Raw genomic sequence first — 12,170 nt, forward strand, 5'->3', positions numbered from 1 at the left:
GCCAGCGGGCACGGCTAGGCCACGCCCAGGTACGCCTCTTTCACCGCGGGGTCGTGCAGCAGGTCGGCTCCGGTGCCGCTCTTGACGATCCGTCCGGTCTCCAGCACGTACGCCCGATGCGCCCGGGCCAACGCCTGCTGCGCGTTCTGCTCGACCAGCAGGATCGTGGTGCCCTGGGCGTTGATCTCCGTGATGATCGAGAAGATCTGCTGGATCAGCATCGGCGCCAGCCCCATCGAGGGCTCGTCGAGCAGCAGCAGCTTGGGGCGGCTCATCAGGGCCCGGCCCACGGCGAGCATCTGCTGCTCCCCGCCGGAGAGGGTGCCGCCGGGTTGCTTGCGCCGTTCGGCCAGCCGGGGGAAGAGCTCCATCACCCGGGCCAGGTCCTTGGCCACCTCGGCCCGGTCCCGCCGGGTGTAGGCCCCCATCTCCAGGTTCTCCAGCACCGTCATGCCGGGGAAGATGCCCCGCCCCTCCGGTGCCTGACAGAGCCCGCGACGGACCCGCAGGTCGGCCCGGAGCCTGGAGATGTCCTCGCCGGCGAAGCGGATCCGGCCCGAGGCGATCGGCCGGATGCCGGAGATCGCCCGCATCGTCGTGGTCTTGCCGGCGCCGTTCGCGCCGATCAGCGCCACGATCTCGCCCTCGTCGACGGTGAGGCTGATTCCGTGCAACGCCTGGATCCGCCCGTAGAGCAGGCTGACGTCCTCGATCTCAAGCAGCATCTTCCGGCACCCCCAGGTAGGCAGCGATCACCCGGGGGTCCTCGCGGACCTCGGCGGGGAGCCCTTCGGCGATCTTCTTTCCGAACTCGAGCACGACGATCCGGTCGGTCACGCCCATGACCAGGCGCATGTCGTGCTCGATCAACAGCACCGTGATGCCCTGGTCCCGGATCTTGCGGATGAGCTGGAGCAGTTCCTCCTTCTCCGCCGGGTTGAACCCGGCCGCCGGCTCGTCCAGGCACAGCAGCACCGGATCGGTGGCGAGCGCGCGGGCGATCTCCAGCCGGCGCTGCTCGCCGTACGACAGGTTGCGGGCCATCTCGTGCATCCGGTGCCGGATACCGACGAACTCCAGCAACCGCTCGGCCTTCTCCCGGCCCTCGCGCTCCTCCCGCCAGTGCCGGGGCAACCGGAACAGCGCGGAGATCACGCTGGTCTTGTGGTGTGCGTCAGCACCGACCTGGACGTTCTCCACGGCGGTCATCTCGGGGAAGAGCCGGATGTTCTGGAACGTCCGGGCCATGCCCATCCGAGTGATCTGGTGCCGCTTCTTCCCGGTGATCCGCTGGCCCCGGAACCGGATCTCACCCTCGGTGGGGCGGTAGATGCCGGTCATCGCGTTGAAGCAGGTGGTCTTGCCGGCGCCGTTCGGACCGATCAGACCCAGGATCTCACCCTTGTACAGGGTGAAGTCGACCTGGTCCAACGCGACCACACCGCCGAAGCGCAGGGTGACGTTGTCCACCTCGAGCAGCGGCTCGCGACCGGCCTCGCCCGTCGCTCGTCCGCTGGTCGGCGCGGTCTCCGAAGCGGCCGGGCCGGCCTGCGCCGGCACCGTCGGCTTCTGCTCGGTCTCAGCCACCGACGGTCACCTCCTTGCGGCGGTCCTTGAGCTCCGCCGCGCGTCGTCGATTCGGGATGAGGCCCTGCGGCCGGAAGATCATCATGATGATGAGGATCACGCCGAAGGCGAGGAAGCGGAACTCGTACAGCTCGACACCGAGCACCTCGATGCCACGGAACCGCTCGATCAGGTAGGCCACCAGGCCCCCACCGACGATCGCGCCGACGATGTTGCCGGAGCCGCCGAGGATCACCGCGGCCAGGATGATGATCGAGTTGAGCAGCTCGAAACTCTGCGAGTTGACGAAGTTCTGCTTACCCGCGAAGAGCGCGCCGGCCAGGCCACCGATGGCCGCTCCGATGGCGAACGCCCAGAGCTTGAACGTGAACGTCGGCACCCCCATCAGTTGGGCCGCGTCCTCGTCCTCTCGGATCGACACCCAGGCACGGCCGACCCGGCTGCGGGTCAGGTTCCGCACCCCGAACACGACGAGCAGGATCAGGGTCAGCACCAGCCAGTAGTACGGGCGGGCATCCAGCACGCCGAAGATCGGCCGCCCGTCGGCGTACTCGCCGGGCGGGTGCGGAATCTGGTTGAAACCCCGCTGTCCCTTGAGAAAACTGGAGCTCGTCGCGGCGATCCGGATCATCTCGGCGAAGCCGAGGGTGACGATCGCCAGGTAGTCGCCGCGCAGCCGCAGGGTCGGGGTACCGAGCGCGACACCGGAGATCGCCGTCAGGGCGATCGCTATCGGCACCACGGCCAGCCAGGGCCACAGGGTCTTGATGTCGCTGCTCGGCGAGGTCAGCACCGCCACGGTGTAGGCACCGACCGCGAAGAACCCGAAGTAGCCGAGGTCCAGCAGGCCGGCGAAGCCGACCACGACGTTGAGCCCGACGGCCAGCAGGACGTAGATGGAGATCGTGAACAGCACCTGGCCGAAGTTGGACTCGGTGGTCGGAATCGGCCCCAGGTACTGGTAGAACTCCTTGTTCGGCAGGGCGTAGAAGAAGATGATCACGGCGGCGAGCACCGACCACCGCACCGCGCGGGGTGCGGTGCGCCACCGTTCGCCGGCGGCCTGCCGGAAGGTCCGAATCCCCTGGGTGATGCCGCTCATGCCTCTGCTCCACTTCGCCCGGTGCCGTGCCACAGCCCGGTCGCGCCGGACGGGATGACCCGTCTGCTTCGCCCGTTCACGCCCGTGCCCTCCCCAGCGACTCGCCGAGCAGCCCGGTCGGCCGGAACATCAGCAGCACGACCAGCACCGCGAAGGCGGCGAAATCCTTCCACTGCGAGCCGAACAGCTCCGAGGCGTAGTTCTCCACCAGCCCGAGCAGCAGCCCGCCCAGCAACGCGCCCCGCAGGTTGCCGATGCCGCCGAGGACCGCCGCGGTGAACGCCTTGAGCCCCAACAGGAATCCGACACTGTAGGTCACGGCGCCGATCCGGATGTCGTACAGCAGCCCGGCGACGCCGGCCATGGTCCCGCCGGCGATGAAGACCAACAGGATGGTGCGGTCCCGGTTGACCCCCATCAGCGCCGCGGTGTCCGGATCCTGGGCCACCGCGCGGATGCCCCGGCCGAACCGGGTGCGGTTGATGAAGGTGTCGAGGCCAACCATCATCAGCAGCGCCGCGCCGATGATCAGCACCTCCATGACCCGGATCGGGGTTCCGGCGATGTGGAACAGCGGTTCGTTGCTGACCAGGTTCGGCACCCCCTGCGGCAATCGCCGGGTGAAGATTCCGAAGGCCTCGGAGATGGTGATCGAGGCGCCGATCGCGGTGATCAGAAAGGCCAGCGGCGGCGCGTTGCGGCGGCGCAGCGGGCGGTAGGCCACCCGCTCGATCACGGTCGCGGCCAGCGCCGAGGCGAGGGCCGCCACCACCATGGCGATCAACAGGTACAGCAGGATCGAGCCGAACCCACTGACCTTGGAGTCCTGGTTCAGGCCCAGCATGCTCCAGGTCCAGATCGCCGCGAAGGCGCCCGAGATGAAGACCTCGGAATGCGCGAAGTTGATCAGCCTCAACACGCCGTAGACCAGCGTGTAACCGAGCGCAACCAAGGCGTAGATGGCGCCCTGGGCTAGGCCCGTCGTGGTGAGTTCCCCAAAGTGGGAGAACAGTCCGGTGAAGTCCAAGGGAACATGCTCCAGGTTCGGCTCGGGACGACGTCGGGTGCGGCGCGGAGGGGGGGTACTCCGGCCGCACCCGAGGTCATCAGCGAAAACGGGTCAGCCCAGCGGGATCTCCTGATCCGGTACGACCTGGCCGCCCTGAACCTTGTACGCCCAGATCTTGACCTGGGAGGGGTCAAGCTCGCCCTTGTCGGTGAACTTGTAGCTCGCCGCGACGCCCTCGCCGGTGTAACCCCGGACGAACTCCAGCAGGTCGGCCCGGGTGGTCTTGCCAGCCTTGATCCCCGCGAGCAGGATGTTCGCCGCGTCGTACGCGGAGTCACTGTAGGTGCCCGGGTCGACGCCGTTGAGCGCCTTGTAGTCGCTGACGAAGCTGCCCCGGGCCTTGGTGGCCGGCTGGCAGGGGCAGGTCAGGATGGTGCCCTCGGCGGCGTCCTGGCCGGCGCTGGTGATGTAGGCCGGGTCGTTGACGCCGTCACCGGCGATCAGCGGAGCCTTCACCCCCGCGTTGGTGAGCTGCTTACGGATCAGCCCCGCCTCCTGGTAGTAGCCGCCGAAGTAGATGGCGGTGGCACCGGAGGCCTTGACCTTGGTCACGACGCCGGAGAAGTCGCTCTGCTTACCCTCGCCCTGCACCTTGTCGCTGCCGACAACCGCGGGACCGAGCACCTTCTTGACCTCGTCGGCCAGGCCCGCGCCGTACGCGGACTGGTCGTCGATGACGTAGACCTTCTCGGCCTTGAGCACGTTCTTGATGTAGGTGCCGGCTGCCGGGCCCTGGCTCAGGTCGTTGCCGATCACCCGGAAGAACGTCTTCCAGCCCTGGTCGGCCAGGCTCGGCCGGGTGGCGGAGGGAGTGATGTGCACCAGGCCGGCCTCGGAGAAGAGCGGGTTCGCCGCCTCCGACTCACCGGAGTAGGCCGGGCCAACGATGCCGAGGAGCTTCTCGTCGTCGATGGCCCGCTGAGCCAGCTGCGGCGCCTGGTCCGGGCTGCCCTGCGAGTCAAGCTCCACGAGCTCGACCTTGCAGTCCGGGTTGGCCTTGTTGTATTGGTCGACGGCGAGCTTCACACCGTTGTTCATGTTGATGCCGAGGGCCGCGGACGAACCCGTCAGAGCACCGAAAAAGCCGATTTTGTAGCCGCAGGCGCCATCGGCAGCATCGTCCCCGCCGCTGGAGCACGCCGCTCCGCCAGCGACGAGCGCCACCAGGGCAGCGCCGCCGAGTACGCGCGCCAGTTTCTGCCTCAAGGCTCGAACCCTCCTCCATCCAGGGGTCCAAACCACCCGCTGCCAATTGGCCCTTGCCAAGCACCTCAGGGTGGGTGAACCAGACCGTCGTCGCGGTCTGGGGCCGGACGTTATCTCACCGGCCGGTAGCACGGATAGACCCAGGAGAAGGGGTTGACCTAAACGTTACAAGGCGTGGCTGCCCAACTGCATCCCCTGTAAGAACACCGGCGTACCCGGGTGGCCGAACGGCCCGGGTACGCCCGACAGCAGCGCCTCCGACCTCGCCCGTTACCAGGACGGCGCCGGCGTCCCCCACAACCGTACGCCGCTCCCGTCATCGACAACAATCAGCAGACGGTGACCCTGGGCGGCGAGCGCGACCGCTCGTCCCCCGCCGGCCGGCAGCTCCGGTACCGGCGCCGGCACCTCCCGCCAGGACCCACCCTCGTCAGCCGAGACCCAGACGCGGTGGTGCCGACCGTCCGAGACCGCCGCCCAGAGCTCCCCGTCGAGGACGGCGAGGTCGGCGACGATCGCCGCACCACCGCCGATCCGGCCGAAGTGGCCCACCGCGACCCAGCCCCGACCCTCGTCCCGCCAGACGCCGAACGTCGAGCCGCTCGGCCCGACCGCGACCGCGTGCCCGTTGATCAGGACAACGCGCTGAAGTTCGTCGTACCCGGGGGCGCCGGGCACCGCGCGCCGCTGCCAGGACAGCCCGTCCCGGGAGACCCAGGCCAGTGGGTCCCGCTCGATCCGGCCGGTCCGCCCGACACCGCCGACGACCAGCCAGCCGTCGGGGCCCGCGACGGCGTCGAAGGCCCAGGTCCGGCCCTCGGCGTCGCTGGCCAACCCGGGTGCGGCCGCGACCAGTTCGAACCTGGCCGGGTCGCCCGCCCGCCAGACGGCGGCGCCGCTCACCCGGCTGCCGACGATCAACCAGCCGGCCGGGCCGGCGGTCATCCGGCCGACATGTGCCGCGTCGGGGCCGCCGAACAGCTCGAACGGCGCGGGCACCTCGACCAGTGCCCCGTCCTCCGCCTGCCGCCACGCGGTGACCCGGGGGTTGCCGTGCGCCCCGCCGGCCTGCGTGCCGAGCGCCGCCAGGACGCCGTCCCGGCAGGCCGTCGCGTACAGCACGGCGCGCCGCCCGTAATGGCTGTCGGGCCGGACGACGAACGGCTCCCAGGCCCGGCCGTCCGGGCTGTGCCACGCCATCGGGCGGGCCGTGCCGTCGGCGGACAGTTCGGCACCCGCCAGGATCCACCGACCGCCGCAGCCGGTCACCTGCCGGACCGTCAGACGGTCGGCTCCGCCGCTCGGCCTGGGAGGCGTCAACGCGAGCCAGCTCGGACCAATCTGGGCGCGCCGCGGTGGCGGGTGCCCGGGACAGCCGGCAGCCGCCACCACCGCCAATGCGGCGACCACGGCGGCGACGCGAGACGGCCGGAGCACCGCCCGATCGTACGGGGGCCGGACCAGGGGTGGCGGTCAGCCGGCCGAGGCGGTCTCCGTGCCGGTCCCCTCCGCCAGGATCCGCTCGGCGATCTCCTTCATGGTCATCCGGTGGTCCATCGCGGTGCGCTGGATCCACTTGAACGCCTGGGGCTCGGTCATCCCGTACGTCGTCATCAGGGCGCCCTTGGCCCGCTCCACGATCTTGCGGACCTCCAGCCGGTCGGTCAGCCCGGCGACCTCGGCCTCGAGGGCGGCGATCTCGGAGTAGCGCGAGAGCGCGATCTCGATCGCCGGCACGAGGTCGCTCTTCTGGAACGGCTTGACCAGGTACGCCATCGCCCCGGCCGCCCGGGCCCGCTCGACGAGGTCACGCTGGCTGAACGCGGTGAGGATGACGACCGGGGCGATCCGACCGCCGGCGATCCGCTCCGCCGCGGCCAACCCGTCCATGATCGGCATCTTGATGTCGAGAATGACCAGGTCGGGCTTCAACTCCTCGGCCAGGCGCACCGCGGTCTCGCCGTCGCCCGCCTCCCCCACGACGTCGTAGCCCTCCTCGACCAGCATTTCGGCCAGGTCCAGCCGGATGAGCGCCTCGTCCTCGGCGATCAGCACTCGCCTACGCTCGGCACCAGCCTGCATGTCGGCCACGAGCCCCTACCCCCAACTACTCCTTTTCCGACACCTGCCCAGCCGGGTGTCGCCGCCATCAGCGTAGTGGGTAGTCTTATCGACGCCAGGCCCCTGTAGCCCAACGGCAGAGGCGCGATTCTCAAAAGATCGACAGTGTGGGTTCGAATCCCACCGGGGGCACCCGTTGCCCGCCTCCGGGGCCCACCACCACCAGCCGCCGTGCCGCGCCGACCGATCCGGTCGCCCGGGCCCGTCCGACACCGTCGTCGCTGGTGACGTACCCGTCCGCGGTGCGGATGGTCACCCAACCCCGGCTCCGGCCACCGCCGCCCAGGCCGCCACCGCCGCACCCGGAGCCGAGTAGCCGAGAAAACTGCTCCCTGCCCCGGTACGGTCCGGGCCCGATTCCGGGCGTAGCGGGCGAACGACTCGCCGCCCAGGGTCGCGCTGTGCAGAATCAGCACCGAACCGACCGAACCGGGCCGAAGGAGCTGCCGCCGATGGGCGCCGACCACGACCACCATCCCCCGACGCCGGCGCCGCCACGGGTACGGAAGATCCTCATCGCCACGGTCGTACCGCTCTTCGTCGCGACCTGCGTCGCCACGCTCCTGCTCTGGCCCTCGACGGCACCGGCCCCGAGGGAGGCCGAGCCGGTGCCCCGCCACCACGGCACCGTCACCCGGGTCGTGGAGGAGGCCTGCCCCGCGCTGCCGGAGGTACCGGACGGACCGGAGGTCGGTGCCGACGGGCCGTGCGGCACGGTCCGGGTCCGGGTCGAGGACGGACCGGACAAGGGCAGGGAGGTCGAGACGTCGATCCCGGTCGGCCCCGGTGCCCCGAAGGTCGACGTCGGCGACGAGGTGATCCTGGTCCAGCTCGCCGACCCGGCCGACCCCGCGGTGAGCAGCTACAGCATCGCCGACCAGCAGCGCGGACGCCCGCTGGTCTGGCTCGTCGCCGCGTTCGCGATCGCCATCGTCGCGTTCGGCCGCCTGCGCGGGCTGGCCGCCCTCGCCGGACTCGCCGCGAGCTTCACCATCCTGCTCGCCTTCATCCTGCCCGCCATCCTCGACGGCAGTCCGCCGCTGCTGGTCGCCGTCACCGGGGCCGCCCTGATCATGTTCGTGGTCCTGTACCTCACCCACGGTGTCACCGCGCAGACCTCGGTCGCGGTCCTCGGCACCCTCGGCAGCCTGCTCCTCACCGGCGTGCTCGGCACGGTGGCGATCGCCGCCACGCACCTGACCGGATTCGGCAGCGAGGACGCCACCGCCCTGTCGTTCCTCGACGCGGACGTCGACCTGCACGGACTGCTGCTGGCCGGGATCATCATCGGGTCGCTGGGCGTCCTCGACGACGTCACGGTCACGCAGGCGGCGACGGTCACCGAACTCGCCCGCGCCAACCCGGCGCTGAGCCGGCGGCAGCTCTACCAGGCCGCGACCCGGGTCGGACGGGCGCACATCGCCTCCACCGTCAACACGATCATCCTGGCGTACGCCGGCGCCTCCCTGCCGCTGCTGTTGCTGATCGTCGCGGGCGGTCGGGGCACCGTCGAGGTCCTGACCAGCGAGTTCATGGCACAGGAGATTGTTCGCAGTGCGATCGCCACGCTCGGGCTGATCGCCGCCGTACCGATCACCACCGGGCTCGCCGCGATCGTCACCACCGCCGGCCGGCGGGCCACCGCGGCGACGGCGGAGCCGGTGGGCCCGAGGCCGCGCACCGACCGGACGGAGGCGCTCGCCGCCCTCGCCGGGGCCGCGTCCTCCGCCTGGCACGGCCCAACCGATCATGATCCGACGGTACGTCGAGCCGCCGTCGACGGCGCGGACCACGTCGACCCGCCCACCGACCTCGGCAGCCGCCGCCTCGATTCGTAACGAACCCGATTCCTAGCCGAGTAGCGAACTCGAGTCGTAGCGACATCGTCGCGGCTCTCCGACGCGGATCATGCCGCCGGCCGGTCTGCCCGAGGACGCCAGTTGCCGCGGTCCACCCACGCGTCGGTTCCCACCTCGGGTTGTGGGAACGGTGTCGTGTCGTGGCCCCGGGTGCCGAGGTCGGGTCGCTCCTTCCGTTCCTGCTCATCGATCCTGATCAGGCCCGACATGGCCTCGACGTACCGCCGCTGCGCGTCGACCAGGTAGCCGACAAAGGCGTGCACCACGTCCAGCAGGGCCTTCTCCGGGTCGCTACACGACGAGAAAAGGCTCCTGACCGCGTCGAGGTAGTTCGTGAGCGCCTCGATGAGGGTGCCGATCTGCTGATAGCCGAGATCGGCGTACGCGTTGCGGAGGCCCTCGAGCATGCTGGCCGCCTTCTTACCCTCCTCGGCCAGCCAGCGGGTCTGGGTTTCGAGTTGGGTGAGGTAGGCCACGGCGCGGTCGGCGTAGTGGCTGAACGCCTGGCAGGCGGTCCCCTCCCAGTAGAGCTTGAGATTCTTCAGCTCGTTGTCCAGCTCCGCACGGAGTTCCCCGTACGTGTTCGCGGCGGAGTGGACCAGATCGGCACGGTTGCGAATGATCCGGGGTGCGGACCGCCAGGCGTGCACCATGAGATCGGTCCGGGGTAGGCGTTCGCCGGTACCCAGCTCGATCAGGATCGCCTCGAGCTGGATGCGAAGCTGCCGGTACTGCCGCCGGTGATCGGCGACGGCGGCGAGTAGCGCCGCCCGGATCTCCCGCTGCCACCCCGTCCGGACCGCACCGGCGCAGTAGTCCGGCCCGAATGTCGACGGTGAGTTCGCCGTCGTGGTCGCGGACGATCCGCACCCAGCCGTGGGTGGAGATCCCTTCCGCCCGAATCCGGGCGACGTCCTCGAAATGGCGCTCAAGCTTGCCCATGGCACGCTCCTAGTCGGTGGCCTCCAGGGCCATCGCGCGGTCGATGATGCGTTGCGCGGTGCTGTTCGCGTAGGCGACGACCTGCTCGGGCGAGAGGCTGGAGCTGCTCAACTCAGCGAGGGTGTGCGCGTAGCGCTCGGCCGAGGCCACGTACACCCCGGCGAAGACCTTGTCGTTGACCCTTTCCGCACAGGCACGGGCCACCTCGTAGCCGGTGCCGCTCGGGTGGGGGACGGCGTCGCCGTAGCACGGGCCGTCCGTCGCCTTCCTCCGCAGGGCGGCCGCGTCGTCATCCGCGCTGAGGTCCACGACGATCGTGCCCTCGTACGCCTGGTCGGCGGAGCGGAACCGAAACTCGCATCGGGCCACGGACCTGCTCGCCGTACGCCTCGGCTCGGTACGGGTGAGGGTCCACGATCCCGGTACGGCCTCCGGCAGGGCTTCGGCCAGGTCACTACAGGCGGGTACGACGTGCTCGTCGCCCAGCGACGCCCACCGCCACGCCCCCAGTAGGCCCAGTCCCAGGACGACCACGCCGGCCAAAATCGCCTTCGACTGCCCGCTCATCGCAGCGTCGACCACCCGGGCCGCGGCTCGGGCAGGGGGGACTCATCCCGGTGCGTTGGCTGTTGCATGCGCGCGAGAGCCAGCCGCGCCGCCGCCCGCACCTGGCGAGCGAGTGACCGCTCGTCGTGGCGGTGCAGATCGTGGACGTGGACGGCTATGTCGCCTCGGGCGGACGCCGTGATGCGGACCGATCGGTCGGGCGAGTGTACGTCGACCGTGGCGCTCGCGGCGGCGGTGGCGGAATCGGATGGCATTCGCGGCTTGCGAATCACTTGGCGGCGACCTCCCCCTGACCGTTACTCCGGCTGCCTCGCCAGCTGCGCTAGTGCCGTACGGGTGTGTTCTCTCGGCGCGGCTCAGACATGCCAACGAAGTTATCAATATCCATCACTAGATGGCTACATTGAGTAACATCGTGAAGCGGATTCTGTAGCCCATGCGACACGAGCATCGCGGGCGGCTTTCACTGTGACACAAAGAGTGATCCGACAAGATTCGATGTTTTCGGGGAGTTTGTCCCGGCCGTTCCGATCTCCTAGTCCAGAGCTGTTCCGACATCCGATGCGCCAGGATGACTCCGACGAAAGACCGGAAGAAAACCACACCCGGAAGAAATCGCACCGATGGCCGGTTGCCGATCATGTGATCGACGTACCGTTGTCCGTTCTTGACCTTGCCCCGGTCGCCGCCGGCGCCACGGCCGGCGACGCCCTGCGGCACACCGCCGAGCTGGCCCGCCGTACCGAGGAGCTCGGCTACCACCGCTTCTGGGTCGCCGAACACCACAACATGCCGGCGATCGCCTCGGCCGCCCCGGCCGTGCTGATCGCGCACGTCGCCGCCGCCACCTCGCGCATCCGGGTCGGTTCCGGCGGGGTGATGCTGCCCAACCACGCGCCGTTGGTGGTGGCCGAGCAGTTCGGCACGCTCGAGGCGCTGCATCCGGGCCGGATCGACCTGGGCATCGGCCGGGCGCCGGGGACCGACCAGGCGACCGCGCTCGCGCTGCGTCGTACGGTCGAGGGCCTCTCCGCCGAGAACTTCCCGCAGGAACTCGCCGACCTGATCAACTACTTCACCGGGGAGCGTCCCGGTCCGATCACCGCGACTCCGGGGCGTGGACTCCTGCCGGCGATCTGGCTCCTCGGCTCCAGCGGGTTCAGCGCCCGGCTGGCCGGGCTGCTCGGGCTGCCCTTCGCGTTCGCGCACCACTTCAGCGCCGCGAACACCCTGCCGGCGTTGGCCCTCTACCGGGAGAGCTTCCGGCCGTCACGCTGGCTGGAGCAGCCGTACGCGATGGTGGCGGTGAACGCGATCTGCGCCGAGACCGACGAGCGGGCCGAGTGGTTGGCCGGGCCGGCCGAGTTGTCGTTCCTACGGCTACGGGCGGGGCGCCCGGCGGCGTTGGCGACGCCGGAGGAGGCGGCGGCGTACCCGTACACCGACCTGGAGCGGCAGTTCATCGCCGAGCGGCGGGAGGGCCAGGCGCTCGGCTCGCCCGCGACGGTCCGTCGGCAGCTCGGCGACCTGCTCGCCCGGACCGAGGCCGACGAGCTGATGCTCACCACGATGGTCTACGACATCGCCGACCGGGTGCGCTCGTACGAGCTGATCGCGGAGAAGGTCGCCGGCGGCCTGCGCCGCTGACGGCGCCGGGCGTCCGGTACGGGCGGGCCGGTGCGGCGGTGCCGGTGTCCGGCCGGTACGGCGGTGGACG

The 12,170-nt window shown here is 70.1% G+C and carries 11 protein-coding genes and 1 tRNA gene; 3 read left to right on the forward strand and 9 right to left on the reverse strand.

The genetic code is table 11. From position 1 onward, the window contains the following. Positions 1–14: 14 nt before the first annotated feature. From EF879_RS15835 to EF879_RS15865, 7 genes are all read right to left on the reverse strand, one after another. A complete protein-coding gene (locus EF879_RS15835) occupies positions 15–725 on the reverse strand; it encodes an ABC transporter ATP-binding protein (protein WP_123559359.1) in 711 nt (236 codons plus the stop codon). Further along, a complete protein-coding gene (locus tag EF879_RS15840) occupies positions 715–1,479 on the reverse strand; it encodes an ABC transporter ATP-binding protein (protein ID WP_233604539.1) in 765 nt (254 codons plus the stop codon). Before EF879_RS15840 ends, EF879_RS15835 begins: the two co-directional genes overlap by 11 nt. 100 nt (positions 1,480–1,579) lie before the next feature. Beyond that, on the reverse strand, positions 1,580–2,689 hold the full coding sequence (locus tag EF879_RS15845) for a branched-chain amino acid ABC transporter permease (RefSeq protein WP_123559363.1): 1,110 nt from the start codon (positions 2,687–2,689) through the stop codon (positions 1,580–1,582). A gap of 76 nt (positions 2,690–2,765) precedes the next feature. After that, positions 2,766–3,716, reverse strand: coding sequence for a branched-chain amino acid ABC transporter permease (locus EF879_RS15850; RefSeq protein ID WP_123559364.1), 951 nt, complete (start codon positions 3,714–3,716; stop codon positions 2,766–2,768). A gap of 93 nt (positions 3,717–3,809) precedes the next feature. Continuing rightward, the gene (locus tag EF879_RS15855; RefSeq protein ID WP_123559366.1) at positions 3,810–4,964 is read right to left on the reverse strand and encodes a branched-chain amino acid ABC transporter substrate-binding protein; all 1,155 of its coding nucleotides are present in this window, start codon (positions 4,962–4,964) and stop codon (positions 3,810–3,812) included. Positions 4,965–5,234: 270 nt separating this feature from the next. Then, complete coding sequence (locus tag EF879_RS15860) at positions 5,235–6,401, reverse strand: hypothetical protein (RefSeq protein WP_148086456.1); 1,167 nt, start codon at positions 6,399–6,401, stop codon at positions 5,235–5,237. Between the two features lie 36 nt (positions 6,402–6,437). Continuing rightward, positions 6,438–7,046: an ANTAR domain-containing response regulator gene (locus tag EF879_RS15865; RefSeq protein WP_370375518.1), complete on the reverse strand. Its 609-nt coding sequence runs from the start codon at positions 7,044–7,046 to the stop codon at positions 6,438–6,440. 98 nt (positions 7,047–7,144) lie between these two features. On the opposite strand from EF879_RS15865, the gene EF879_RS15870 reads away from it, so the two are divergent. Further along, positions 7,145–7,217, forward strand: a tRNA-Leu gene (locus EF879_RS15870). 320 nt (positions 7,218–7,537) lie between these two features. Next, positions 7,538–8,923, forward strand: a complete 1,386-nt coding sequence (locus tag EF879_RS15875; protein ID WP_123559952.1) for a YibE/F family protein — start codon at positions 7,538–7,540, stop codon at positions 8,921–8,923. Positions 8,924–8,991: 68 nt separating this feature from the next. Here EF879_RS15875 and EF879_RS15880 read toward each other — a convergent pair whose 3' ends face one another. Next, positions 8,992–9,876 carry a hypothetical protein gene (locus EF879_RS15880; protein ID WP_123559372.1) on the reverse strand — a complete coding sequence of 295 codons (885 nt, stop codon included), beginning with the start codon at positions 9,874–9,876 and terminating at the stop codon, positions 8,992–8,994. A 19-nt stretch (positions 9,877–9,895) separates the two neighbouring features. Beyond that, positions 9,896–10,453, reverse strand: a complete 558-nt coding sequence (locus tag EF879_RS15885) for a hypothetical protein (protein WP_148086457.1) — start codon at positions 10,451–10,453, stop codon at positions 9,896–9,898. 642 nt (positions 10,454–11,095) lie between these two features. Between EF879_RS15885 and EF879_RS15895 the strand changes: the two genes are divergently transcribed. After that, positions 11,096–12,100: an LLM class flavin-dependent oxidoreductase gene (locus EF879_RS15895; protein ID WP_233604505.1), complete on the forward strand. Its 1,005-nt coding sequence runs from the start codon at positions 11,096–11,098 to the stop codon at positions 12,098–12,100. The last annotated feature ends 70 nt before the right edge of the window (positions 12,101–12,170 follow it).

Source organism: Micromonospora sp. HM5-17, assembly GCF_003762835.1.
Classification (GTDB): Bacteria; Actinomycetota; Actinomycetes; order Mycobacteriales; family Micromonosporaceae; genus Plantactinospora.